Here is a 24,665-nt window from a genome sequence, read left to right on the forward strand (position 1 = left end):
GGAGCGCCCCAATGACGGAGGTCTTCGAGTTCGAGCTCACCGGTAACATCGACGAGGTGCTCGCCGAATTGTCCCTGAGCACGGAGCGGCGCGTCCTGCGACAGATAGCAGTCGATGCTTTGGAGCCGATGCAGCAAATGGCGAAGGAGCTGGCTCCTTACGACGAAGGTGCGTTGCGCGAGTCAATTGTCATCGGCACCAACCTAACGTCGACCGCGCGTCGCGCGATGGCTGAAGAACCCAAGGGTGGCGTTCGCGTGTATCTGGGCACGGCCAACCGAAAAGCCGTGCCGCTGGAGTTTGGGTCGCTGCGCGCGCGCGCGTTCCCGTTCTTTCGTCCTGCCTTCGAAGCGAAAGCGCGTGGCGCCCTCGACTACGTCATCGACAATGTCTGGTCGGTCGTCTCGCGCGCGGCCGAACGGGCGGCTAAGCGGAAAGCGAAGAAGCTATGAACGCCAAGGTTGGTTCGCTTAATGCGGACCTGACAATCAATTCCGCGCGCTTCGTCAGTGGGCTCGCTGATTCGCAGAAAAGGCTCGCGTCCGCAACCAGTGGGTTCAAGGCCAACTTCAATGAGATCAAGACTGCTGCGAAAAGCGCGGGGCTTAGCACGAGCGAGTTTGCCAGGCAGGTGAGCACCCTGCGTGCTTCGCTGGACCCTACGGGCACGGCGCTGGCTGGTTACCGGCAGCAGGTGAAGATCCTGCAGGAATCCTACAAGCTGGGCGCGATAAGCCAAGCGCAGTTCATCACCGGTATGAAGGGCGCCGTTGCCGCCTATCGGTCAGCGGGCAGCGGTGTACGCGAAACGAATGGCCAAGTGCAGGCCGGTATGCAGCAGCTGCAGTTCCAGCTGAATGATATTGTCACCATGTGGGCCATGGGCGCGAAGCCTATGCAGATTTTCACATCGCAGGCCGGGCAGGTCACTCAGGCAATCTCGCTCATGTCCACTGGCGCCGGCAGGTTTGGCGCCTTCATGGCCGGGCCGTGGGGCCTGGCCATCACGTCTGGTGCGATCGTGCTGGCAGCTCTTCTCCCCAAGCTGATGGAGACAGAGGACGCGATGAAGGATGTCGAGCTGGCATCCAACGGGCTTGCCGATGCCCAGTCCGTCCTGGGCGAGATGTTCGACCTGACCACCGGCAAGTTGAAAAACCAGAACGAGATGCTGCGACTGAACGCACAGCTGATGGCGATCAACCTGCGGGCGCAAGCGGATGCGGAGAAGGCGAGCTCCGAATCAACCTTCCGTAATTTCCAGATGGGCAACCTCGGTCTCTCCACGGGTCAGAAGGTTGTTGGCGCGCTCGGTTTCGATGTGTCCGGCGCGATGGAGCGTAATAGCGCTGCGCGTAAGCTGCTGGCAGAATTCCAGGGCGGTAAGATCGATAGCCTGACGGCCGCCCGCAAGGCGGAGGGCCTCGACTTCAACGGCTTGGCCGTGACCAAGCAGGAGTTCCTGCAAGCGATCGCCGATGGCGTTTCATATCCGGGTAAGCAGGAGGTCGCGTCGAAGATCGAGAAATCACTGAAAGATGGCGTGCTCGATCCCTCTCTGCGCGAGGATGCCAAGGCGAAGAAGCCCAGGAAGAAGGCCGGTAAGACGGATGCTGAGATCGCTGCGCAACAAGCGCAAGAGATCGACCGGCTTAATGTGGAAGAGCTGCGCGCCAAGCTGGATCTGGCAAAGAGTGCTGAGGATCGCGCCTCTTTGTCCTACGACCTGCTGGCGGCGGAGAAGGAAAGCCGCATTCGCGAGATCGATGCGAACAAGGATTTTACCGCAGCCCAGAAAACTGCCCAGAAAGACTATATCGAACGTCTGTACGGCTCGCGGAAGGTCAATGCTGATGGAAGCATCGAGGTGACCCCCTCGCTTTATGGCACGGCGCTCAACCAGAAGCTGGCGGAGGAGGAGGGACGTATCGCCAACGACATGCTGTCCCGCCAGGCGGAGACGCTTCGCGCGTGGGCTGACATTGAACCAAATTCTCGTGAGAGGGCGAAACTGGAAGCGCGGGCGCTTGAGCTTCAGCAGCAGATCCAGCGCAACCTCCTCGATCAAGCGATTGCCAACGGCGACATAGCTGATGCGGATAAGGCGCGCGCCGAGCTCGCAAGCCAACAGGAAGCGCAGCGCCGTCAGAACTCCTTGCAGAACATGTCGCCGATGCAGCGGTACCAGTACAACCTTCGGGCGTCTGCGGCGAACATCAACGACGCAATCGAGGATATCGAGGTCAACGGCCTGACCGCCTTTAACGATCAGCTGGCCGACGCCATCGTCAACTTCGAGAGCCTTGGTGACGTAGCGCAGAACGTGTTGAAGCAGATGCTTGCGGATCTCATCAGACTGCAGCTTCAGAAAAGTCTTATGGGCGGAGTCGGTAGCCTGTTCGGAAGCGTTCTGGGACTTGCTGGATCTACCCTCAACAGCACCGCGATAAGTGGAGCAGGCTCCTACGATTTCAGTGCGATCGGCGGCATATCGCTTGCTGGCGCGCGCGCAAACGGCGGTCCGGTTCGGGCCGGCCTGCCATACCTTGTTGGTGAAGAAGGCCCGGAGGTCATGTGGCCAGATCGCTCAGGGCAGGTCGTCGCCAATGATGACCTTGCGAGCTTGGGCGGTGGAATGCGGCAGGTGAACAACTACTACACGCTACCCTCCGACGAATTCTGGGACGCTGTCGATGGGCGGGCATTTGGTGTAGCGGCGCCCATGGCATCGCGCGCCGCAGTTGCGGGATCAACCGGCGCCCAGGTCGCCCTTTCGCGTAAGCAGAGCAGGTCCATCCCATGATCCTGCTTCCTGAACATCCGGCACCGAATGGAGCGACCCCGCGCGTCCTAGATTTCGGCGGGTTTCAGGAGGGAGCTGCTGGTGCGGAAACGCAACGGATCAACCAGCTGGGCAATCGCTACGCCGTTTCCTTCACGCTTCCGAAACTCAAGAACGACAGGGATGGCCGTATTTGGGTCAATCGCCTGCTCAAAGCTCTGCAGGAGGGCGGGCGGATGCCGTATCCGCTCCTCGACTTCTACCCGGGCACGCCGAACCGAGCGGACGGATCTGCGGTAGAGGTGGATGGTGCGGGCCAGGCTGGCAAGCTGCTCGCAATCAGGAACCTGCAACCGAACTATGCCTTCTGTGAAGGGCAGCCGATCAGCCTTGAGATCGCCGGTCAACATTACTTCGACTTTGTAGCCGAGACCGCCATCGCTGATGCCGCAGGCAAAGTCACTATTCGGCTCACCCAGATGTTGCGTAAACCGGCCCCGGATGGTGCGGTGTTGCACGTTGCAAAGCCTATGATCGAGGGCTTCATTATGGGGAACCCAGTCAGCTGGGAGCTTGCTTTGGAACGCAACACGACGGTGTCGTTCGAGATTCGCGAAAGCCGCTGACGTGGCATTCACCGGACGAATTCTGCACATCGTAGCGTTGATGAAAATCGAGTTGCCGGACCGCGACGTGCGCATGTGCGACGGCGGGTTCCTGTACTGGGGTGACGATCTCTACGAGTGCTTCGACGAAATCTTCGGCACCATCGGTCAGGCCGAGACATTCGAGGAGAAGACCGGCGATGAGGCCCCCGGCGGCAAGCTGACGTTCCTGCCGCCATCGGCATCGGCAGGAGCAGCGCTGGCGAACCCGGCGTATCAGGGTTCGCGCCTGCGTTTCTGGCTGGGCGAGTACGACCCGATGACGGGGCGGGTGACCGGCACCCCCGATCTGACGGCCGACCTTTCGATCGACACCGTGACGGTAAAGGCATCCAAGGGTTCGCGCGCGGTCGATATCGAGTTTGAAAGCGCCGCCAAGCGGCTGTTCATGGTGCTTCGCGGCAATGCGCTGAGCGACCGTTTCCATCAATCCTGCTACCCCGGAGAACTTGGCATGTCGAACGCCACGGGTATGCCCCGTTCGACCGCTTGGGGCGCGGCGACGCCAAATTCATGATCGACCTTGAAGCGCGCCGCGTGGCGCTGGAAACGACGCTTGCGAAGTATCGCGGGCGTACGCTGGATTACGTCACCGCCGACTGCGCGCGCATGATCCGTTTTCATCTTCTGCAAATGGGGCACAAGCCACCGGCGCTGCCGCGCTACCGATCCGCGATCGGTGCGCGCCGAGCGATGATCCAGACCGGCGGCATCAGCGCCGTACTGGATACCTTCCTGCCGAGAATCCCCTACGCCCGCATGCTGCCGGGCGACATCGCCATACTGGACGGGACCGATAGTCTTGAGTGCGGAATGATCTGCGTCGGCCACAAGCTCATTGGCTGGGCCGAAGGGAGTGACGAAATGATAAATTTCGTGCCGTTCGACATCAAGGCGGCGTGGAGGGCCTGATGTCGAAAGCCCTTCGCACTGTCGGCATGATCGCGGGTGTGGTTGCTTTGACGTTCGCCCTGCCGGGCGTGGGCACCGCTGTGGGCGTTTCCGCCTCCACGGCATCCACCGTCACGGCCGTGGCGACGGCAGTTTCTGCAGCCGCATCTGTCGGATCGCAGCTGCTGGTCAAGAAGCCGGGAATGCAGGGCAGCGTGAACCAGGTGTCTATCGGGGCGAACCAGCCAATCCCCTACGGCATGGGCCGATGCTTCTACGCCGGGAGCCAGCTGCACGACGTGGGATATGGCGGCAAGGTCGGCAAGACGCGCAACCCGTATCTGTCGAAAGCCTTTGTGTGGAGCGGCGGCGGACCGATCGACGGGATCGAAAGCTTCCAGATGGACTGGCAGACGGTCCCCTTCAGCGGCACTTCGGCGCTGGGGTACTACAACAGCTGGCTCTATGCCCATCACCAGCTGGGGCAGCGGCCCGAGCCTGTGGCCCTGACTGGCCCATGGGGCGCGATGCCGGACTGGGGCGCGGCCTATAAACTGTCCGGCATGGCTGCGAGCATGATCAGCTTCCGGTTCGACCGGAAGAACAAGGTATGGGCCAACGGCATCCCGGCATTCGGCATCATTGGCCGCTTCGCCCGGGTATACGATCCGCGCAGCGACAGCACGTATCCAGGCGGGGAAGGTACGCACCGGTTTGACGATGAGGACACGTTCACCTTCGACCGCAATGTTGCGCTGAACGCCATCACTTACGCGCGCGGACGCTTCGCGATCGATCCGGCCACGGGCGCACAGACGATGCGCGTGAACGGCTGCGGCTTTCCGTTCGATGACTTCGACTGGCCGCAGTGGGTGGCATTTGCCAATACCTGCGAAGCGAATGGATGGAACTGCGACGGCCATGTGTACGATGGCCCCGGCATCAGCACCTGGGACAACCTGAAGCGGATCTGCGCCGCAGGCGCGGCAGTACCGGTGATTTCCGGCGGATTGCTGTCGGTGCGGTTCCAGTCGCCCAAGGTGGCGCTGGACACGATCACGGTCGAGGACTTCGCGGATGGTGAGCGCGTGGCGCCCGGCACCCGGACCTACAAGGACCGCATCAACACGATCGTGCCGAAGTATCGATCCGAGGCCAACAAATGGGAATACGTCCAGTCTAAAGCCATCCGAATCCAGTCCTATGTAGACATCGACGCGGGCGAGGAGAAGGAAGAGGAGCTGCTGTGCGAGCTGGTGACCGACAAGGACCAGGCCGCGCAGCTGGGCGGATACGAGTTGTTCGCCCGACGCGAACTGACCGGCGTGTCCTACCCGCTCAAGCCGCGGCTCTGGTATGCCCGGCTTGGCGAGGCCTACCACCTGACGGACCCCGAAACCGGCCTTGATCATCTGTTGGTGGTTGCCGCGATCAGCAAGGATATCGCCACCGCCACCGTCACGCTGACTTTCGAGAGCGAGACGACCGCCAAGCATGCGCTGGCGCTGGCCATGACCGGCACCGCGCCGCCTCCGCCGACGCTGATCCCGCCCGGAGAGGCCGATGGCGATGCATGGGCGGGCGGCGAAACCTTCGACAGCAGCGTCGTCACCTTCGACACCACCACCTTCACCTTCGACGAGGCGTAAATGGCCAGACAGGATATCGACATCGGTGCCTCGGCAAACGACGGCACCGGCGATGATCTGCGCACGGCGGGCAGCAAGATCAACGCCAACTTCACCGAGCTGTATGGCGCGACGGAAGATCTGGGCGACGAGATCGCCGGCAAGCAGGCGTCCGCCCCCAACCTGACCGCCATCGCTGCGGCCACGCCGATCGCGGACGGCGATCATACCGTGGGCGGCATCACCATCACGACCGTAGGCGGCATCATAACCGCCATCGCCTGAGGACGATCCATGCCGATCCAGACGCTCTACGCGGCGCGAAACATCGATTTCGCGCCGACCCTGAACTTTGACTATCGTGGCGAGGCCCTGCCGCTCGATGGCGCCACGATCTCCATGCAGGTGCGCCTGTACCCCGGCGCGGCAGGCGATCCGCTAGTGGCCGATGCTGCCATCGAGTTTGAAGATGCGGCTCACCCCCGCGCATCCGAGCCGGAATATGCGGACTGGCGCAGGCTGACCGTTTTCCCCGTGATCGAAAAGGCCGCGCTCGCGGCAATGCCGGGTCAGAACCAGCCCGATCCGGGCGATGCGCAGACCTTCGCCCAGGAGATCAAGATCACCTACGCCGACGCCATGCAGGACAGCCTGCTGAGCGGCGAATTTGTCCTCTATGCCGGAGTTGACGCCACATGAGCCGTCTTACGACCCAGATGACCTTCGTTGTCGCGGGCCTGCGCGGGCCGGGCCTGACCGGCAGCGACCTGGCAACGATCGAGGATGCCAAGCTGGCAACTACGCTGCGCGCCGGCTTCGAAACCCGCGCCGACCTGATCACCTTCACCCCGCAGACCAGCGACGGCGATCGCACTGTGGTCAAGGCTGATGACACCGGCACCCATGCAGCAGTAGCGGGCGAAGTGCGCCTTGACGGCACTGCGGCTACTGTAGGCGAGATGATCCCGAACGCGGGCGCTTATCTCAATGTCGGCGGCGTGATGCTGCGGGTGGGCAACCTCGACAGTCAGGATTCGCGCCAGTACGCCTTGGACGCCGACGCTGCTGCTGCCGATATCCGCAGCCGGATGTTCATCGCCAGCGCGGGCGTATGGGTGCCGGGCCAGCCCGATCTGACGGTCAGCAGCATCACGGTGTTTGCCGATCAGCGCATCGAGACGATGACCGACAACCGGAACATCCAGTACACCTATCGCAACGCCTCGCTGGCGCGGGTGCTGACCGACAAGGATAACACCTATCCTGACGGCATCTGGGTTCCCGGCCTGCCGGAGAACGCGGTTGTGACCACGCTGATGGCCGATCAACGCCCGGCGTCGATTTCCGGCCAGAGCGGCAGGGCTTACGGCGTCGATCGCAACGGCCGGTGGCAGTCGATTTCCGAAGGGCCGCTGGATTTCGATGTCGTGATCTACGGCTCGTGTCTCGCGGGCCTGACCTCGCTCATTCGTGCCTCGCTTCGCGGTAAGCGCGTCTGCGTTCTTGAGCCCTATCGCATCTTTGGCGGCATGACCGCCAACGGCCTGTGCGGCGTCGACAAGCCGTCAGGCGGCGTCACTCCCGAAACCGTAGTGGGCGGCGTCACCAGCAGCCTCTACTTCGCCCGCATCGGCGAGATCGACGGCTTCGAGAACCGCCACCGCCCTCAGGCCAAGACGGCATCGCGCGTGACGCAGGAGCTGCTCGACCGATATGCGGCAATGTCGGTGACGAACATCCAGCTTGAAGGCCCGATGTGCTTCATGGCGAGCACGCGCGCCGATGGCTGGCGAAACATCGTCGGCGTGTTCACCGCCGTCGGTTATATCACCGGCCGCTCTTTCATCGACGCCAGCTATGAGATGGACCTTGCCGCTGCGGTGATGGGAAGGAACGGCTACCGCTACGGCCGTGAATCCTTCGCCGAGACGGGTGAGCCCAATGCTGGCGTGCAGCCGCAGGGCATCCCCGCCAACTACGGTCCCGACCAGGGTGGGGGCGTCGGCTTCCAGCAGTACACCGGCACCATCGGCGTTCCTACGCTCGATGAAGTGCAGGCGCTGCCGCTTCCGATCATCGTGCCCGATCCGCTGCAGACGACCGGCCAGGGCGACAAGCTCGTGCAGGCCTACAACTTCCGCCTCTCGCTCACCCGCGATCCGGCAAACTACATGCCGCTGATCAAGCCTTACGGTTACGATATCCGGTTCTGGGCGACACTGGCGCAGAAGCTGGCGAATGACCGGCAGGGCCGTCCCAGCACGCACCAGAGCTGGAAGATTTGCAGGGGCGGCGGCTCCTACGGATACCAGGAGTTCACGGCGGGCAAGAAGGTCAACTGGAACGCAATGGACGCGCTCAATTTCAGCGCCGACTATTCCGAAGCCAGTTGGAAGCGCCGTCGCGAGATCGTCGAACAGCACGTGCTTTATCAGCAGAGTGCGATGTGGGGGATCGCGAACGACCCGGAGGCCCTGAACTACGGCCTCGGCTACATGCAGGCCGACTGGAACGACACCACCACTCCCGACAATACCGGGGCGATGGGACCGCTCGGCCTTCCCGCAGACGAATTCCAGTATTCGCAGTTCGGCGCGGGCTGGCCGGAATGGTGCTACGTTCGCGAGACACGCCGCATGATCGGCAAGGTCACCGTCACGTACTTCGACCAGCTTGACGCAAACCTTGGCGGCACGCCCACCAAGGCGACCAGCATCGGCAAATGGGCCTACACCTGGGACGTTCACGCGATTCAGCTGACCCGCAAGCTGAATGTCGGCGCCGGGGTGCTCTACACCGATCGTCTGCGCGAGGAAGGTACGCCTGCCAACGTCACCGACCACACGGCGGCCTATGAAATCCCGGTCGAGATGATCTTGCCGCACGAGCAGTTCAAGATCGCCAACCTGGTCGTCCCGGTCTGCGCCTCGATGACGCACGGCGCATGGGCGCCCGGCCGCCTCGAAATGGCCTACGGCGTGTGCGGTGAAGCCGCTGGCGAGATCGCTGCATGGCTCGTCGATAACCCCGGCCGCCGTGCCGAGGACATGCCCATCGCCCTCCTGCAACAGCGCCTCGTCGCGCTCGGCTCCATTATTCACTGAAAGGAAGCGTTCTCATGGCCGCTGCTACCGTCTTCTTCAACGCCTCCGAATCCAGCAACGAAAAGGTGCCGCGCGCCGTCATCGATCCGGTCGAGGTCGCCCTGCTCAAGAGCGGCATCATCTCGGGCTGGTGGCCGGGAAGCCGCGGCGCAATGGAAGGTGTCGCCGATGGCTCGGTGCTGCCGTTCATGTGGAAATCGAGCCTCGACCTTCAGGCTTTCGCACCTGCCGCGGGCAAGAAGGCCCCGGCCATGCTCCACGATGACGCCCTCGATCGCGAGTTCCTGCGGTTCGGCTACGGCACCAACCATGCCGGGGAGACGCTGGAGCGCGTGACGAACACGCTTGCCAGCGTCACCACGCGTGCCACCGGCTCAGGCTATGCCGCCGGTGACACGGTGACGCTGCAGAACGGTGTGGTGCTGACCTACACCGGATCGACTGGAGCATTTTCCGGTGTATCGGGTCAGGGCAACTTCACGATCACGAATCCCGGCGCCTTCACGTCGCAGCCAACCGGCCTGCTGTCTCAGACGGCCACCAGTGGCAGCGGGACCGGTGCGACCCTTGCGGCTGCCTTCGTGGCCGACAATGGCGCGCTGGAACTCAATCCCATCGCGCCGATCATCCCAAACGGCAACGCGCCGTTCTCTCTCGCGGTCCCGTTTCGCTGCCCGTTGCCGACTGGCCCGAACGCACAGCCAAACTCGGGCGGCTTCCTGTTTGGCGCGCAGCTCAATCAGGCGACGATCCGCGATACCGTCGCCAACGCGCGGTACTGGGGCCTGCGCGTCCACGACAGCACCGAGACTTACCTGACCGCCGGCGCCCTCAGCGCCTACTATGAGGGCGATCCCAAGCGCATCTCCAGCACCGTCGATTACCGCGATGGCCAGTGGCATGTCGCGATGCTCACCATTCCCGTCGAGAACGGTCAGCCCACGCTCTGGGTAGACGGGCAGCTTGTTGCAACGGCGACTGCCGGTTCGTTCGTCCGGGTCAACGCGACTGTCGGGGCGAAGCGTCTGCGCGTGGGCGCAGCGGGCCTTCCCGGCAGCGGGCCGACCGGTGGCTTCTGCGGCGACGTGGGTGAGCCCATCGTGGTTCTCGCCGACTTGGCAGCGGCGGCCAATGCTTCCCTGCGCCAGACCATCATGAACCGGGTGCTGGACATCTGGAAGCCGGGGCTGGTGTCGGCATGAGTGCGGGAAAGGAGACGTTCGACGTCAAGCGCCTTATAGCAAATGCCTTAGGTGCCAAGTGGTTTGGCGAGTGTGATCAATCTGAGGTGCTGCCGGATAATCATGTCCGTATGCTCGCCGCCGATGCCGCACTCGAAGTGGTCGCGGAACACCTTAGGTCGAAGGGCATGAATGCGATCCGACAAGGGGCCGGAAGCGCCCATGCCGATCGGCGGGGTCTGGTGTACCTCGAGATTGCGGACGAGTTGCATCCCCAATCCAGTAAAACGCGCTGGCTCAATCCATGAGACGGGTGCTCGACATCTGGAAGCCGGGGCTGGTGTCGGCCTGATACCCTATAAGAGGAGAACAACCATGACGCACCAATTCGGCGCCGCCGGCGCAGCGCTGATCAAGAAGTGGGAAGGCTGCGAGAAGAAGCGCGCCGATGGCCGCTTCGACGCATACCCCGATCCCGGCAGCAAGGATGGCAAGCCCTGGACAATTGGATGGGGCTCGACCGGGCCTGACGTGAAGCCCGGCACCATCTGGACGCAGGAGCAATGCGATGCGCGCTTCGACGTGGATATTGTCCGGTACGTCAATGAGGTCGCCGCGTTCCTTGGCGCTGCCCCCACGACACAGAACCAGTTCGATGCGCTGGTGTCGTTCCATTACAACACCGGGGCGATTGCATCTTCGACGCTTGGCCAGATGCACAAGGCTGGCCGCTTCGACGATGCCGCCGATCAGTTCGCGCGCTGGATCTACAACGACGGCAAGCCAATGAACGGCCTCAAGAGCCGCCGCGCCGACGAAGCGGCACTCTACAAGAGCGCGGCCCCATCGTGTGTCAAGCAGCCGCTACCAGTCGCAAAGGCCGATGTGCGCGTGGTCAACGCCGGTTCCGGTCTGAACGTGCGCAGCGGCCCATCGACCTCGGCCGCGAAGCTGGGATCGTTGCCGCGCGGCACGGCTGTAACCGTGCTCGAAGATACCGGCGACTGGGTGCGCATCACCTATCAGGGCAAGACCGCGTGGGTGAACGATCAGTTCCTCACCGCCGCGTGAGGAAGTCAGGGGCAAATGGACCTGCACGAAATTGGCGAATGGCTGAAATACGCCTTCCCGGTGATCATTGCGGCAATCGGCGGCGGCCTGGGCTTCGTCATGCGTGAAAACGACAAGGGCAACCGGATCGTCTTCTGGCGCGTCATGCTCAACATGGCGTCGTCGGGGTTTGTCGGGCTGCTCGTGTCGCTGCTGTGCGAAGCGATGAAGATGGACCAGCTGTGGACGGGGTTCGCCGCCGGGGTCTTCGGATGGCTGGGCGCCAACGTCTCGATCCGCCTGCTGGAGCGTGTCGCCTACGAGCGTCTTGGTATCAGTTTGCGGACAAACACCGCCCAGCGCGTGGAGGCCGCCAAGGCGCAAGAGGAGGAACGGCCATGAAATGGCTTGTGAACCTGATCACCCCGTGGAAATCCGAACTGTTCGCCATGGTGGGCGTGCTCGCCGTATGCGGCGTCGGCGCGACGATCGCGGGCTATCTGCACATCCAGCGCCAGAATGATCAGCTGGCAGTGAAGGATCGCCAGATCGGCGACCTGTCCGAGGCGAACAAGGGCTGGTCTGCTTACGCGGCCAAGCAGAACCAGCTTCGCGACCTCGAACAGAAGAACGTGCTCCTGCTCCAGGACAAGCTGGCGCTGATCGAGGGGCAGAACGTCGCCGCCGCCGCGCAACTCAAGGAACTGGAGAACAGCAATGCGCAAGTACGCGAACTCATGGCTCGCCGCCTGCCTGATGACCTGCGCCGCCTGCTCGAACAGCAGAAGTGAGATCGCCTCGGCGCCACTCCCGGCCTATCAGGGCATCCCGGCCGGGCTGATGGAGCCTTGCACCGTGCAGGACGTGCCGCAGGAGACAGTAGCGTCGGTGATCGAAAGCCGGGGCATCTACATCAAGGCGTTCAACAAGTGCGCGGCCAAGGTGGATGCGATCCGGGAGCATGATGCTCAGGCGCGGAGATTGAAGTAGGGTGCTGCGACGGCACCTCGAACAAAGTGACTGGGGATTGGCCTAAGCACCGCCGCAGCGGCCACGTCATAAACGGGCAATCGCAAACGAACAATCATCGTGACAGCATTTTACATCGCCGCTCTGGCCAGCGCCGTGCTTCTTCGCTACGCTGCCCGTGCGACCCTGAATGAGCATCATGCGATGCCCTTCAAACACTAAGGCCCGGACTTCTCCAGAGGTTCGGGCCTTTTTGCGCCGCATCTATTGCTCGACGCCCGCATGCTTAAGCATGCGCTTTACGTCATCCGGATCGCGAAGGTCGAAGAACGGGACGCGCACGCGCTTATTTTGTCGCTCCACCAACTCTGCCATGCGATCCAGTAGCGACGGAAATATGTCGCGCAGTTGCACGAAATCAGAAAAATCTGCGCCCACCCTGCCCGACTGGTCATATCGGTATCGCGCCATGCGCATCAGGTCTTCGTCGCTGAGTGGGAGTGTCAGTTGATCGTCTGCCATCGATAGGGCCTTTCGCGAATCAGTGAACCCTGCGCATAGCATGTTCCAGATTTGTTCTCATCTGGAGTTTCGCAAAATGGTTCGGCGCTCAACGCCACAGCAGAGGATCGACGACGCTGCATTCCCGATCCGAGTGAAGGTCTTTGCGCCGAACAAAGGGTACGGGGGGTTCGGCAACCTACTCAACGACATGATATACTGGTTGCAGGACAACCTGCCACGAGGCGACTTCGGCCAATATCATGGCCGATCGCCAGGCATTCGGGAAAGCACCGGTTTCTACTTTCGCACTCTCGAAGACGCGCAACGCTTCTTGGCGGCCTTTCCCTCGCTCGAACTGGCCGATGGGGTATCGTCGTCGAGTTACACCAGCCCGGCGTTGCCGTCCGGAGGGGCGCCCCGCAGCTTCGGAGCGGAGCCGAGCGGTTAGACATTGCCCATCGGACGCCGCAGGAATGCGTAGGGTGTTTCGGGTAGGTTAGACGTCACAGGCCCGCAGTTTTCTGCAAATCGCGAAGCCCGGCTCGGAATTACATATAGCGTTCCCTTTTTCACGCGCTAAGACACCAAGGTGTTGTTCCCGAATGAACTTCGGGGAGCGAGAAGGCGGGGGTTTGAATGACACAGTTGCGGGTAAAACAGCTTACGAAGCATCTGGCAGATCGCTACGAGCCTCATTTGGACCTATCGGATATCAAACCGAGCGACCCGCAAAGGATGGATAAGGTCCTTTCACGTTGTCTCGCCGCCCATGCGATCTTCATGCGGACGGACTGTTCGCCCGAAGAGGCGGCTCGTTCGGTTTGGGATGGATCGGACGACAATGGCATCGATGCAGTGTTCGCTGATCACAGCGACGATCGCCTGATAATCGTCCAAGCCAAATTCATAAAAGCAGGCACCGGCGAACCGGACGCAGACGAGGTGGGTACGTTCGCCGACGGTGTGCGTGACATCATCGAGGAGAACACGGAGAACTTCGCTGCCCGTTTGCACTCGAAGCTTGTTGACGCTGCAAATGTGATTTTAACCCCAGGTTGCACTATTGAAATTGTTCTGGTTTCAACAGGTAAAAGTGAACTAGCAAGGCACGCTACAGTCAAGTTGGACCGGATTTTAAGGGATTTGAATGGTGCTCCAGATCAAGAACCCTTAGCGGCAAAGCAAGTACTTGGGCTTGAGGAGGTTTATTCAAGCTTCCTTTCAAGTAATATTTCAGGCCGTATAACGGTAGATGCAACCATCACTGATTGGGCGCGCATTGCGCACCCTTACGCTGCATATTTCGGCGTCATCGATGGTTACCAGCTCAAGACTTGGTGGCTTGGGCATGGCAAGCGATTAGTCGCGAAGAATATCCGTCATTCGCTCGGCGATACTGACGTCAACGCTGGAATTGCGTCCACAGCAACGTTTGAGCCCGAGAATTTCTGGTATTTCAATAATGGTATCACGTTGGTCGCTGACGAAGCGATCCGTGCGCCCGCTGCTGCGGCATCTCGCGCCGCGGGCAACTTCCAGTTCAAAGGCGCATCGATCGTGAATGGCGCGCAGACTGTGAGCACCCTAGCCGGCGTCCCCTCTGATGAAGAACTCGGCAAGGTCCGTGTCCCGATACGCGTCATCTTGCTGAAAGATGCGCCCTTAGGCTTTGGCACTGAAGTGACGCGTACTAATAATCTGCAGAATAGGGTTGAGGGCAGGGACTTCGCCGCCCAAGATCCCGAACAAATGCGGCTTCAAAAAGAGATGTCGGTAGAGGGCGTCGAATATCAAATATCGAGAAGTGAAGATGTGGTGAAATCACCGCATGCTTGCGAACTTCTGGAAGCAACGACGGCGTTGGCTTGCGCGTCGGGAGATGCCGCCTTGGCTGTGCAAGTAAAAACCGGCATCGGTCGCTTTTTCAATGACTTGAGCAGGGCGCCGTATAAAGCTGTCTTCAACGCGACCTTGAGCGGTGCTCGGACCTTCAATGCGATCTTGGTGCTTCGAGAAATCGACAAGTGGATAGACAAAACGCGCGCGACCATCGGAAAGAGGAGCGGCTTTCCTTGGGGGGTGCTGATCCACGGCAACCGAGTTCTTGCCGCCGGGGTCTTCCAGAGGATAGGTGGAACCGTCTTAAATCAGCCGATTGAAGATTTTCGCGCAGTCCTTCCAAGCTTGGACGTCGCGATCCGCTGTCAAGAAGTTCACATCGCAATGGTAGAAATTCTCGAAGAAGATTTTCCCGGCAAGTTTCTGGCGATCCTTTTCAAGAGCCCCGTTTCAAGCAAGCAAGTTTTCGATCAGTCGCTTGCTAAACTGGCTGCTACCCCCGTGGCGGTTTGATCTTAGGAATGGGGGTTGGCCTACGTTAAACAGCGTGGGCCATCTGCTCTCTCATGGAACGGTTGGATCTGGTCCAAGCCAGAACTCTCCTCCGCTACCATTGCCGTTCGACCCATGGTATCTTTCTGTCATGCAACGGCCCCTGATGGAACGCATCGCCCGCGCGCTCTGCACGCATGACGGCAATCCTCCCAACGCCACAATGAATGGTAAGCCGCTTTGGTGCGACTACCTGCCAGAAGCACAGGTGGTGTTGCTGGCGATCCGAGAACCCAATGATGACATGGTCGATGCAGGAATAGGCACTGGGGTAGAGCGGCCGGTGCGTCTCGACATCTCACCGCGAAGCGCGTGGGAGGCGATGATAGACGCAGCTCTTGATGGCCGCTGAGTGTGTCAGATATTGTGACACGATTGTGCCTTGATGTGCCGAACCTTGCCGCTTTGTTCCGCTCGGGCTTGACGGATGGTCCGCCCCGACATAGGCGAATTGCGCGGAAACGCTGGCCTTCAATGGCGCGCCGGCTTAGCTCAGTTGGTAGAGCACCTGATTTGTAATCAGGGGGCCACGGGTTCGAATCCTGTAGCCGGCACCAGTCGAATACGCATTACCCTTATTTTTCATTGCTTTATCCATCGATATGGAGGAAGCCTTAGGAGCGCTTATCGGACCCTAGAGGCCCTAAAAGGGGCACTTCCCGCACCCGTGGGGACTGGGGGGAGGTTTGTTCAGACATCGGAATCGTCCGGGGAGTGTCCGTCTTCGTCTCCCAGAGGTGCAGGCGGGTACCATTGATCTGCTTGGGCTCCGCCGTCAGCAGTTCGTTGCGGCGACATCCGGTAGCCATCGCGACCTTGATTAAGGCCTCCGCAACGACACGCTGCGCCTCTGTAAGCTCCCCTGCGAGGAAGAAGGAACCAGCGGGCGAGCTGATCAATTGCGGATGCGCCTCACGTCCGCCTGCGGACGAGGACGCGGTAGGTCGCGTTAGGCAAGGTGGCATCTGTCGAGGAGACGTTCTGTATTCGCATCCTCACATTCCCAGCCGTGTTAAGCCTTGCACTCGTGACAATGCTGTCCCCCAAATCAACACTGATCGAAGCGCCTTCGAGGTAATCCGATATGGACGAGCCCGTGACGGGAATATTCAAGTAAACCGCGCTGTTGGCCGCCAACGTCCCGATAGAGGTTGTAAGGGCCCCCGCCATGTACCCGAGTACGAAGGAGGTTCTGGGCCGCCAATCTGTGCCCTCCACATTCCCGTCACCGCTCGTCAGGCGCTCCCAACCGACCGTGACGTTCCCTAGTGCGTCCGGGACGTTCCGGCCACTCCCTACGCTTTCCACGAACTGTCCTGCCGCGAAAAATCCCACAGACGGCATCGTCTGGGATGCCTTCAAGAAGGCGCTGTCGGGCACCGCTGAAACCCTCTTATACGTCGTCGGATCGCTAGGATTCGAGCCATAGAAGTAGTGATCGTTTCCAGCGGGGAAAGATACGCTGCCGATACCCTTTTGGGTTCCGCCGCTCCAGTCGTACCAATATCCATTACGCTCCACCTTTGCAGCGGAGACGGCACCCGATGCTGAGTTTACGGCCACCGGCCTCCGGCAATTGAAGAAGTCATTCTGCTCTACCACAGCCCCCACGAAGTTGCGCACGTGGACGCCACTTCCTGTCACAGCCGATGCCGCAGTGCTCGCCCATTGTCCGGTCGCCGCCGAGTGGTCCGCATCTTCGCAATTGGGATCAATATCGAATAGGTTGTCCCGTATGATGACGCTCCCGGTCAACAGGGAGGCCATATAGAGATGCACGCCACCCAATACCCTGCGGACCTGATTTCCCGAAAAGCGTACTTGCTCCAACCGGCGCTTGGGGGCCGCGTCAAAGGCATACGAAACGCCTTCGAAAATATTCCCCGTCACGTCCATATTTCGCACGTCTCCCACAACGCGCACGCCCCGGAAATTGCGCAGGAGCGTCACAATCGAGGGGTCGATTGCGCCCGTATTGTTCCACAACGCACCGAATCCAGCCGCCGAGAAATTACCGTTCGGGGTTAGCGTTTGTCGAAAGACGTTACCGTTGATGGTGATGCCACTGCTGGGGGGCTTAGGCAGGGCAGCGCCGTACTGATTGATGTACGGGGCGTCTGTCTGAATAACCTGACCCGCCAGTTCCCCTTCATATACGGACCAACTGCCCTCGGATGCGCCCAAAGCCTCGTCGCCATTCAGGTAAATCCCGTATGCCTGCGATCCGCCGCCCCAGGCGGTCGGATTTATCCCATCGGTAAACGTGTTCCCACTGATGACGACACTATAACGAGCCCCATAACCCTCGTCGTAGCCGGGAGTGGCATCGACGCCAAAGTGAACTCCGTAGCCGTAGAAGAACCGGAGGGTATTTCCGATCACGACGGCGTTGCGTGCGCCCAGAATCTTGATGCCGAAGCTCTTCCGTACGACGTTGCCGATAATCCGAATTTCCGGGTCGTACACGCCGGGACTTCCCGGCACGTGGACGGCAATGGCATCGTCTCCGCACTCTTCAACCACATTGCCGGAGATATAAACCCGCTTGCTTCCGGTCATGTTAATACCATCACGGCGAGTCTTCAGGCAGACGCAGTTGGTAACTGAGACGCGCTGGGCGACCCCCGTGATCGCCATGTTGCGGGCATAAAGGGTTTCGACGTTATCGAGGACAATGTCGTCAAAACCTGTCCCCAGATTGATGAGCTTGTTGCCTCCCAACGTGGGGTTGCGGTCTCCGTAGCCCCATACCGTCAGATTGGCGATGTGGGCGCGGCCCCCGGTCTCCCCGGTGTCGTTCCGTGCGATGACATCGAAAAGGTCGGCCCCTGCCTTGAGGGTCGTGACGCCCTTCCCTTCTCCAATCAAAGAAACCTTGGGGTAGATGCGGAAGGTCGTGTTGATGGAGTAGGTGCCACCGCGAAGGCGCACCGTGCCCCCTCCCTTGGCGCGAAGGAAATCCCGTACAGCGGCAAGCGCCGGGAGGTCATCCGAAACACCGTCCCTTTTTGCACCGAATTGCTCGGGACAGGCTGTGCCAGTATAGGCTAGTTCGAACCACTGCCCCGCAGCATCGCACACTTTGCCTGCGTGCGCGGGTTCCTGAGCGGCTCGCACATATTCCGCCGCCCCTCCATCAGCTTCGCTCGCAAAGGCTCGAAGCGAAATACCCGTTGCCACCATCGGGACTGTGACCGCCTCTACGGCAGCCTTGGTCGCATAGGCGATGCCCCGGACCATTAGTTCATCGTTGAGGCCCTCGACGGTCTCAAGAGGCTGAGTGCCCGTATGCGTCTCACGACGCTGCACCTCATCTTTGGCGGCTTGGAGCTGCAAGAGATTCACCTCTCCGGCGTCTCCCTTTGGGCCTTGTTCTCCCTGAATGCCTTGTTCGCCCTGGAGACCTTGGATGCCTTGGATGCCCTGCTCGCCTTGGATGCCCTGCTCGCCTTGGATTCCCGGCTCTCCCTTCAATGACGAATCGGATGGCAACAACTGCCCGGTACAACCCGATGCCGGCCAGTAACGGCTGCGGCAGCTGACGTATTCATAACTCTCTGCGGACATTCTTAGACCTCCTTGAGAAATCCGGGTGTCTATGATCAGTATGAATTCGGCGAATTTCTGCCGCATCGGCCACCTTCAACACCGGCCAGCCCCCCGATCGCTGCAGCCCGAACCGCTTGCGTGGAGAAAACGCGCCTCTCCTTCAGCTGACGTCGGTGCCCTTTGGGAAAAATAAAGCAGAAGGCCCAGCATTAGGGTCGATCAGGAAAACCCCTGCTTTCCTGTGTCCCAATGCTCAATGTGCGCTTCACTTAGAAGATGGGAAACGAAGCGCCAGATTACTGATCATAAGACGGGAAATTTACGTCTCTGCCTAAACGCATGCACACTCGGTTGCATGAAAGCGCCACGCCTGATGGGCGACGGCAAGACGGTTAATTCCCGTTATGTTCTCATCGAAAATCCAACAAGTCCATAGGGAAAATCTCGGATCATCGCGGAGAAGTCCTTCGGCACACAAGGGGACTGTCCCATGAACCATGACATGCCTGCCAGCTAACCGCAGCCCTCATGCCGCATCAAAACTTGGCATGCTATTTTTCCTCGACCCACTCCTTGCGCAGTCCGGGTCCCGCCAAGGTCATCAACAGCGCTGCCAGCAGATACAGTATCAGCGCAAACAGCATCGAATAACGTAGGGAATCCCCGCCCCAGACTGGTGCCAGAGCCTTCGACAATGCACCAAGGGCATAGATGCCTCCACCAAGGCCGATCAGATTATTGATCAACAGGAACAGTGCCGAAGCTGTCGCACGAGCTGGCGGATCAACGAGGTGCTGAATAGCGCCGGTTACAGGCCCGAGCCAGAAGTAAGCCAGAACCTGCGGAAGAAGGAACAGCAAGAATGCCAACGGTACGCTGGAGGTCCAGATAGCTCCGGCATAAAGCGGCACCGCGCAAACAAAGCCGAGAGCCGGCACCCGGCCATACCACGCGCGGTCGGCCTTCCCCAGCCGGTCTGCCAAAGCGCCACCGGTCAAAACACCGGTAGTGCCGCCCAGAAGCAGCACCGCGCCAAAGAACCAGGACGTTTCGACCAGGCTGAGATGGAAGCTACGCTGGAGCAGGCTTGGAAGCCAGAATGCCACGCCGTAGCCGAGCATGGAACTTGACGCTGCGCCGAAGCTCAGGAACCAGAACGAGCGCTTGCGCGACAATGTCCTCGCAACGTCGCTAAAACGGACCGCCGGCCTGGTCGTACAGCGCGGCTTATCGCTGACGACCAGCTTGAACACCGGTGCGATCAGGATGCCACAAAGGCCGACGACCAGAAACGCCGTGCGCCAATCCACCGCTTGCGCCACATAGCCACCCGCCAGAACGCCCGCAGCCGAACCGAGCGGAATGCCCAGAGAATAGACCGAAAGCGCAAAAGCGCGGCTCTTGCTGGGGAAATGATCTCCGATCACCGCGTAACTCGGCGCAACTCCGCCCGCCTCGCCCACACCAACGCCGAGACGGGCAAGGAAGATGTGCCAGAACCCGGTCGCGAGTGCACACGCGGAAGTGAACACGCTCCACACCACCAGCGAACCCGTGATCACCCAGGAACGGCTTGTACGATCGGCCACCCAGGCCAAGGGCACGCCCAAAGTCGAATAGAGGATCGCGAACGCAAGCCCCCCAAGCATGCCCATCTGCGCGTCGTCCAGCCCGAGGTCCGCCTGAATCGGCGCGGCGAGGATCGAAAGTATCTGCCTATCCACGAAGTTGAACACATAGACGAGCAGCAGCATTCCCAGCACAAGATGCCGCGATGCTCCAGCCGGTGCCGGTGTTTCAGTCGTGGACTTTGCCTGCATTTCCATCCCGTTCTACCCTCCGGTCAGCATCATCGCGCCTCAGCGCACATGCTCCTCCAGGAAAGTTTTCACCGCAGCCAGCGCTACCGGCTCGTCAAGCAGAGGCGCGTGCCCGACCCGCGGCACTTCTGCCGTGGCATAGAAGCCTGAATGACGATGCGCCATGTCCTGCACCGTCTGTACGCTCAGCAAGTCGGACAAGGCGCCGCGCACCGCCAGTACCGGCACGGCATCGAGCAGATCCCACAAGGGCCATAAGTCCGGCGGAACGGTCTGCGGATCGTCGCCGGAGATGCTCTGCGAAATCGCAGGATCATAAGCGAACGATACCGTGCCATCGGCGTTCTCGCACGCAAGCCGGCGGGCGAATGCATCCCACTGCGCCTGCCCATAATCAGGAAAGGCCGGCGCGTTGATGGCTCTGGTTCGGGCGGCCGCTTCGGCCCAGTCCGTCATCGCACCGGCGGGGCCGACATAACCCTGTATGCGCCGGAGCCCTGCCGGATCCAGCACCGGCCCGATGTCATTGAACACCACGGCCTGCACTAGTTCAGGGCGAAGCGCATGCATCACCATGGCAATGAGCCCCCCCATGGACGTGCCTACCAGTGCTGCACGCGCTATGCCCAGTCCATCCAGCAACGCCAGCATGTCTAGCGCGTAGACGTCCGGCCGGTACTGCGTTGCATCGGGATCCCATTGCGACATACCCCTCCCCCGCTGGTCTGGAACAAGGATGCGGTATGTCCCCGCAAGCCTGTTCACCAGAGGCTCGAAGTCCGCGCTGTTGCGGGTGAGGCCGTGCATGAGCAGCAGCACGGGTTTGCCCGCCGCTGCGGGATAGTCCCGCGCAACAAGGTCAAGCCGTCCATCGGCGCTGCGGTAATGATGGACACGATAGTCCATGAAAGATCCTTTCTTCGCCGGAGAACAACCTCACCGGCAGTCGTCAGAACTCCAGCGTCGCGGTCGCGAAGACCTGACGGGGATTGCCGTAATAGGCAGTCAGCGTGCCTTCCGTACCCAGCGACGGCACGAAATTGCCGCTCGGGGTGGTCAGCAGTTCACCCGTCACCGGATTGGCTGCGAGGAAGGTGTAGCCCGACGTCTTGTAGCGCTTGTCGAACAGGTTCTTGCCGTGGAGGCCGAGGCTCCAGCGGCCGCCCGGTGCCGTATAAACGAGGCTGGCGTCCACCAACCCAAAGCCCTTCTGATCGAGATAAGGGTTGGGTATCTCGAACTGGTACGTTTTGCTCCGATACGAATAGGTCGTGCTGAAATCGAGATCACCTCCGCCAACCGGGGTTGAATAGGCAAGCGTCGCGCTTGCAGTCCACTTGGGGGTGTTCTGCACCTTGCGATTGGCAGCCACATTGGTCGGTTCCGGCTGGCCGGTATCCGGATCGACAATGTTGGCCATGTATTCCTTGTATTCGGCATCGATATAGCCAAGCGCGCCGAGAATGCTCAGCCGGTCCCCAGCGGCCATCAGGTCACGGCCCAGCCGCGCGTTAGCCTCCAGTTCAAAGCCCTTGAAGCGCGCTTTCCCAGCATTCGTGATGATGCCGCAGAACGTCTGGACACCGCCGACGGTACAGCCCGCCGATCCGGGGATCTGCACATCCTTGTAATCCATGTAGAAGCCTGCAGCCGCAATGTAGAGCGCTCCACCGAACAGGTTACCCTTGTAGCCGACCTCGTAGCTATCGACCGTCTCGGGCTGAAAGCTCAGATAGTTGGCAATGTCGGCATCGGTTGGCGCGGAACCGGGCGTCGAGGGAGGGGCATTGACGCCTACTCCGCGCGGATCGAACCCACCACCCTTGAAGCCCTGACTGTAGCTTGCGTAGATGTTATGATCCGGAGACGGCTTGAAGCTGAGCGATGCACGAGGCGTGAACTTGTCGAACTTCGCCTTGCCCGAAAAGTTGGTCTGCGGTGCACCAAACGGCACCCCTGCCCCGCCGAACACCGGCGAACCACCACCAAGGTAATTCTGCCGCAGGATCTGCGCCTTGCGCTCGTCCCAGGTATAGCGCCCGCCGACTGCCAGACTCAACTGTTCGGTAAAGTCGAAGGTAAAGTCGCCAAAGATCGCAAAAGTGTTGGTATCGACATTCGCGCGCGTAAAAGCCGTCAGGCCATCAAACGCGGTAAACAGGCGCACGTCGAAGTCGGTGTCAGCCTTCGCGGTCAGGTAATAGGCCCCCAAAAGGCCCTGCACCATGCCGCCGTCGTCCCACAGGAACTGGATTTCCTGGCTCAGTTGCTCATTGCGATAATAGGCCGGCACGTCCACGTCGACGGCGGGCAAGGCATCGAAATCGATCGGCGATGCGGAATTGTCCTTGCGCCACGAACTGATCGAGCGAAACGTCAGGGCGTCAGTCAGTTCGGCGGTGGCATTTATCGCCAATCCATAGGCTTCCACTTCCTGCCGGGGATCATCCAGACCGCCGCGTGTGTCGAATACATCCTTTAGCACCGGTGCGCCCGATACATAGCCTGGCAGCAGACGATGCCCGCCGCGGGCATTGGACTTGTCCTTGGTATAGTCACCCGAGATGCGGATCAGCACCGGTTCACCATAGCCACCGATATCAATGCTGGCCCGGCCAGCCCAGATGTCCTTGTTGTAGTTGTCCTGCCCGGTTGTCAGATTCTTGCCAAAGCCTCCGCGCGACAGACGAGCCACCGATCCACCAACGCGCACCAGGTCGCTGACCGGCGCCGACGCGGTCACGATCAGGTCGGCCTGATCGTAGCTGCCGTAAGTGCCTTTGACCTTGAACGCGAAGTCCTGTGGCAATTGCTTCGTCACGTACTTGACCGCACCGCCGATGGTGTTGCGCCCGTAAAGCGTGCCCTGCGGTCCGCGCAGCACTTCGATACGCTCCACATCGTAGATATCGAGCACTGCGGCCTGCGGACGGTTGAGGTAGACATCGTCAAGATAGATGCCCACGCCCTGCTCGAAACCGGAAACCGGGTCTTGCTGCCCGACACCGCGAATAAAGGCTGAAAGCGTGGAATTGGTGCCGCGTGAAGGCTCAAGCGTCACATTGGGAGAGACATTGGCGATCTCGGTGATGTCGACCGCCCCAGCTTTGGCAAGCTGGTCTCCGCTGAAGCTTGAAACGGCGATCGGCACATCTACCAGGCGTTCCTCGCGGCGACGCGCGGTGACGATGATATCTCCGCCCTCAACAGCCACGCCTGCTGCCGGTGTGGCATCCTGAGCCATCGCTGGTGGCGCAAAGCCCACCGACAGGCCAAGCACACTCGACGAAATTGCCAGGAATCCAGCCTTTCGCATCACAGACACTCCCATTCACACTTATCGTTGGCTCCTCGATATTGATAGTTGAACCACTTTTCAACTTTGAATGTTTGCCATGGCCTCCCGTCCGGTTTAACTGTGTCATCGTGAGCACAGAACAGCACTCAGACAGCACTCATCCCGGCAAGGCCCCACGCACTGAACGGGGGCGCAGGACCTTGCGCAAATTGCTGGATGCTGCGGCGGCTGAATTTGGGGAGCACGGGTTCCACGAAGCGTCAATCACCGCCATTACCCGCCGGGCAGGCACCGCGCTTGGCAGCTTCTACACTTACTTCAACTCTAAGGATGAAATCTTCCGCGCACTCGTGGATGACCTCTCCGGCAAAGTGCGCGAAGCCGCGCGCAATGCCCGTCAGCAGGATCTTCCCTCGCTGGAGATGGAGCGCGCATCGCTGATCGGCTTCTTGCGCTTCGCCGCCGAACACAAGGAAATCTACCGGATCATCGACGAGTGCGAATTCGTGGATCCCGCCAGTTTCCGGCAGCACTATCAGTCCACGGCCACCCGCATCCACGAACGCCTCACCGAAGGCATGCGCAAGGGTGACTTGCGCGATAACCTTGGCGAAGCACACGCCTGGGCGATCATGGGCATGAACGTGTTTCTGGGGCTGCGTTATGCCGTGTGGGACGATACCGCTGCAGAAGATGTGGCCGAACTGGCAAATTCGATCCTGCGCGAAGGCATTGCGCGGAGAAATTAGCTAACCGACACTATGGCACCCCGGCAGTGTTTACGCGATGCTAAGACGAACCTGCCAGAAGCAGATTCGTCAAAGGACCGGAAC

General features: G+C 60.6%; 23 protein-coding genes and 1 tRNA gene. 19 read left to right on the forward strand and 5 right to left on the reverse strand.

Features of this window, described 5'->3' with window-relative positions:
• Positions 1-11 precede the first annotated feature (11 nt).
• From A8V01_RS23590 to lysC, 15 genes are all read left to right on the forward strand, one after another.
• Positions 12-452 (forward strand): HK97-gp10 family putative phage morphogenesis protein, encoded by a 441-nt coding sequence (locus tag A8V01_RS23590; protein ID WP_103098689.1) that lies wholly within the window; start codon positions 12-14, stop codon positions 450-452.
• On the forward strand, positions 449-2,803 hold the full coding sequence (locus A8V01_RS23595; RefSeq protein WP_103098690.1) for a phage tail length tape measure family protein: 2,355 nt from the start codon (positions 449-451) through the stop codon (positions 2,801-2,803). The genes A8V01_RS23590 and A8V01_RS23595 overlap by 4 nt, the downstream gene beginning before the upstream one ends.
• Positions 2,800-3,408, forward strand: coding sequence for a hypothetical protein (locus A8V01_RS23600; protein ID WP_103098691.1), 609 nt, complete (start codon positions 2,800-2,802; stop codon positions 3,406-3,408). The genes A8V01_RS23595 and A8V01_RS23600 overlap by 4 nt, the downstream gene beginning before the upstream one ends.
• Before the next feature lie 40 nt (positions 3,409-3,448).
• The gene (locus tag A8V01_RS23605) at positions 3,449-3,964 is read left to right on the forward strand and encodes a hypothetical protein (protein ID WP_103098692.1); all 516 of its coding nucleotides are present in this window, start codon (positions 3,449-3,451) and stop codon (positions 3,962-3,964) included.
• Complete coding sequence (locus A8V01_RS23610; protein ID WP_146037363.1) at positions 3,961-4,359, forward strand: DUF6950 family protein; 399 nt, start codon at positions 3,961-3,963, stop codon at positions 4,357-4,359. Before A8V01_RS23605 ends, A8V01_RS23610 begins: the two co-directional genes overlap by 4 nt.
• Complete coding sequence (locus A8V01_RS23615; protein ID WP_146037364.1) at positions 4,359-5,987, forward strand: phage tail protein; 1,629 nt, start codon at positions 4,359-4,361, stop codon at positions 5,985-5,987. Before A8V01_RS23610 ends, A8V01_RS23615 begins: the two co-directional genes overlap by 1 nt.
• Complete coding sequence (locus A8V01_RS23620) at positions 5,988-6,251, forward strand: hypothetical protein (protein ID WP_103098695.1); 264 nt, start codon at positions 5,988-5,990, stop codon at positions 6,249-6,251.
• Positions 6,252-6,260: 9 nt separating this feature from the next.
• Complete coding sequence (locus tag A8V01_RS23625; protein ID WP_103098696.1) at positions 6,261-6,665, forward strand: hypothetical protein; 405 nt, start codon at positions 6,261-6,263, stop codon at positions 6,663-6,665.
• Positions 6,662-9,070 (forward strand): FAD-dependent oxidoreductase, encoded by a 2,409-nt coding sequence (locus A8V01_RS23630; protein ID WP_103098697.1) that lies wholly within the window; start codon positions 6,662-6,664, stop codon positions 9,068-9,070. Before A8V01_RS23625 ends, A8V01_RS23630 begins: the two co-directional genes overlap by 4 nt.
• 14 nt (positions 9,071-9,084) lie before the next feature.
• Entirely contained in the window at positions 9,085-10,272 is a 1,188-nt protein-coding gene (locus tag A8V01_RS23635) for a LamG domain-containing protein (protein WP_103098698.1), read from the forward strand.
• Positions 10,269-10,559: a hypothetical protein gene (locus A8V01_RS28370; protein WP_146037365.1), complete on the forward strand. Its 291-nt coding sequence runs from the start codon at positions 10,269-10,271 to the stop codon at positions 10,557-10,559. Before A8V01_RS23635 ends, A8V01_RS28370 begins: the two co-directional genes overlap by 4 nt.
• A 67-nt stretch (positions 10,560-10,626) precedes the next feature.
• Positions 10,627-11,322, forward strand: a complete 696-nt coding sequence (locus tag A8V01_RS23645) for a glycoside hydrolase family protein (protein WP_170066038.1) — start codon at positions 10,627-10,629, stop codon at positions 11,320-11,322.
• Positions 11,323-11,337: 15 nt separating this feature from the next.
• Positions 11,338-11,703: a phage holin family protein gene (locus A8V01_RS23650; RefSeq protein WP_103098700.1), complete on the forward strand. Its 366-nt coding sequence runs from the start codon at positions 11,338-11,340 to the stop codon at positions 11,701-11,703.
• Complete coding sequence (locus A8V01_RS23655; protein ID WP_103098701.1) at positions 11,700-12,092, forward strand: hypothetical protein; 393 nt, start codon at positions 11,700-11,702, stop codon at positions 12,090-12,092. Before A8V01_RS23650 ends, A8V01_RS23655 begins: the two co-directional genes overlap by 4 nt.
• On the forward strand, positions 12,058-12,291 hold the full coding sequence (gene lysC, locus A8V01_RS29830; RefSeq protein ID WP_425437355.1) for an Rz1-like lysis system protein LysC: 234 nt from the start codon (positions 12,058-12,060) through the stop codon (positions 12,289-12,291). Before A8V01_RS23655 ends, lysC begins: the two co-directional genes overlap by 35 nt.
• A 243-nt stretch (positions 12,292-12,534) precedes the next feature.
• Here lysC and A8V01_RS23660 read toward each other — a convergent pair whose 3' ends face one another.
• Positions 12,535-12,792 (reverse strand): hypothetical protein, encoded by a 258-nt coding sequence (locus tag A8V01_RS23660; protein ID WP_146037366.1) that lies wholly within the window; start codon positions 12,790-12,792, stop codon positions 12,535-12,537.
• 618 nt (positions 12,793-13,410) lie between these two features.
• Between A8V01_RS23660 and A8V01_RS23670 the strand changes: the two genes are divergently transcribed.
• The 3 genes from A8V01_RS23670 (at position 13,411) to A8V01_RS23680 (ending at position 15,722) form a co-directional block, all read left to right on the forward strand.
• Positions 13,411-15,126, forward strand: a complete 1,716-nt coding sequence (locus tag A8V01_RS23670) for an AIPR family protein (protein ID WP_103098704.1) — start codon at positions 13,411-13,413, stop codon at positions 15,124-15,126.
• 145 nt (positions 15,127-15,271) lie between these two features.
• Complete coding sequence (locus A8V01_RS23675; RefSeq protein WP_146037367.1) at positions 15,272-15,517, forward strand: hypothetical protein; 246 nt, start codon at positions 15,272-15,274, stop codon at positions 15,515-15,517.
• A 129-nt stretch (positions 15,518-15,646) separates the two neighbouring features.
• Positions 15,647-15,722, forward strand: a tRNA-Thr gene (locus A8V01_RS23680).
• Between the two features lie 355 nt (positions 15,723-16,077).
• Here A8V01_RS23680 and A8V01_RS23690 read toward each other — a convergent pair.
• The 4 genes from A8V01_RS23690 to A8V01_RS23705 all read right to left on the reverse strand — a co-directional run bounded on the left by A8V01_RS23690 (position 16,078) and on the right by A8V01_RS23705 (position 23,850).
• Complete coding sequence (locus A8V01_RS23690) at positions 16,078-18,732, reverse strand: right-handed parallel beta-helix repeat-containing protein (protein WP_146037368.1); 2,655 nt, start codon at positions 18,730-18,732, stop codon at positions 16,078-16,080.
• Between the two features lie 533 nt (positions 18,733-19,265).
• Positions 19,266-20,468, reverse strand: a complete 1,203-nt coding sequence (locus tag A8V01_RS23695; protein WP_342747410.1) for a spinster family MFS transporter — start codon at positions 20,466-20,468, stop codon at positions 19,266-19,268.
• Between the two features lie 105 nt (positions 20,469-20,573).
• Entirely contained in the window at positions 20,574-21,440 is an 867-nt protein-coding gene (locus A8V01_RS23700; protein WP_103098708.1) for an alpha/beta fold hydrolase, read from the reverse strand.
• Positions 21,441-21,483: 43 nt separating this feature from the next.
• Entirely contained in the window at positions 21,484-23,850 is a 2,367-nt protein-coding gene (locus A8V01_RS23705) for a TonB-dependent receptor (protein WP_103098790.1), read from the reverse strand.
• Between the two features lie 110 nt (positions 23,851-23,960).
• On the opposite strand from A8V01_RS23705, the gene A8V01_RS23710 reads away from it, so the two are divergent.
• Complete coding sequence (locus tag A8V01_RS23710) at positions 23,961-24,581, forward strand: TetR/AcrR family transcriptional regulator (protein WP_103098709.1); 621 nt, start codon at positions 23,961-23,963, stop codon at positions 24,579-24,581.
• Positions 24,582-24,665: the final 84 nt, after the last annotated feature.

It is taken from the genome of Novosphingobium guangzhouense, assembly GCF_002896965.1.
GTDB lineage: Bacteria > Pseudomonadota > Alphaproteobacteria > Sphingomonadales > Sphingomonadaceae > Novosphingobium > Novosphingobium guangzhouense.

Coding starts and splice junctions, on each gene's coding strand:
- A8V01_RS23590 (WP_103098689.1), top strand. CDS start 12: ATGACGGAGGTCTTCGAGTTCGAGCTCACCGGTAACATCGACGAGGTG.
- A8V01_RS23595 (WP_103098690.1), top strand. CDS start 449: ATGAACGCCAAGGTTGGTTCGCTTAATGCGGACCTGACAATCAATTCC.
- A8V01_RS23600 (WP_103098691.1), top strand. CDS start 2,800: ATGATCCTGCTTCCTGAACATCCGGCACCGAATGGAGCGACCCCGCGC.
- A8V01_RS23605 (WP_103098692.1), top strand. CDS start 3,449: ATGAAAATCGAGTTGCCGGACCGCGACGTGCGCATGTGCGACGGCGGG.
- A8V01_RS23610 (WP_146037363.1), top strand. CDS start 3,961: ATGATCGACCTTGAAGCGCGCCGCGTGGCGCTGGAAACGACGCTTGCG.
- A8V01_RS23615 (WP_146037364.1), top strand. CDS start 4,359: ATGTCGAAAGCCCTTCGCACTGTCGGCATGATCGCGGGTGTGGTTGCT.
- A8V01_RS23620 (WP_103098695.1), top strand. CDS start 5,988: ATGGCCAGACAGGATATCGACATCGGTGCCTCGGCAAACGACGGCACC.
- A8V01_RS23625 (WP_103098696.1), top strand. CDS start 6,261: ATGCCGATCCAGACGCTCTACGCGGCGCGAAACATCGATTTCGCGCCG.
- A8V01_RS23630 (WP_103098697.1), top strand. CDS start 6,662: ATGAGCCGTCTTACGACCCAGATGACCTTCGTTGTCGCGGGCCTGCGC.
- A8V01_RS23635 (WP_103098698.1), top strand. CDS start 9,085: ATGGCCGCTGCTACCGTCTTCTTCAACGCCTCCGAATCCAGCAACGAA.
- A8V01_RS28370 (WP_146037365.1), top strand. CDS start 10,269: ATGAGTGCGGGAAAGGAGACGTTCGACGTCAAGCGCCTTATAGCAAAT.
- A8V01_RS23645 (WP_170066038.1), top strand. CDS start 10,627: ATGACGCACCAATTCGGCGCCGCCGGCGCAGCGCTGATCAAGAAGTGG.
- A8V01_RS23650 (WP_103098700.1), top strand. CDS start 11,338: ATGGACCTGCACGAAATTGGCGAATGGCTGAAATACGCCTTCCCGGTG.
- A8V01_RS23655 (WP_103098701.1), top strand. CDS start 11,700: ATGAAATGGCTTGTGAACCTGATCACCCCGTGGAAATCCGAACTGTTC.
- lysC (WP_425437355.1), top strand. CDS start 12,058: ATGACCTGCGCCGCCTGCTCGAACAGCAGAAGTGAGATCGCCTCGGCG.
- A8V01_RS23660 (WP_146037366.1), bottom strand. CDS start 12,792: ATGGCAGACGATCAACTGACACTCCCACTCAGCGACGAAGACCTGATG.
- A8V01_RS23670 (WP_103098704.1), top strand. CDS start 13,411: ATGACACAGTTGCGGGTAAAACAGCTTACGAAGCATCTGGCAGATCGC.
- A8V01_RS23675 (WP_146037367.1), top strand. CDS start 15,272: ATGGAACGCATCGCCCGCGCGCTCTGCACGCATGACGGCAATCCTCCC.
- A8V01_RS23690 (WP_146037368.1), bottom strand. CDS start 18,732: ATGTCCGCAGAGAGTTATGAATACGTCAGCTGCCGCAGCCGTTACTGG.
- A8V01_RS23695 (WP_342747410.1), bottom strand. CDS start 20,468: ATGCTGCTGCTCGTCTATGTGTTCAACTTCGTGGATAGGCAGATACTT.
- A8V01_RS23700 (WP_103098708.1), bottom strand. CDS start 21,440: ATGGACTATCGTGTCCATCATTACCGCAGCGCCGATGGACGGCTTGAC.
- A8V01_RS23705 (WP_103098790.1), bottom strand. CDS start 23,850: ATGCGAAAGGCTGGATTCCTGGCAATTTCGTCGAGTGTGCTTGGCCTG.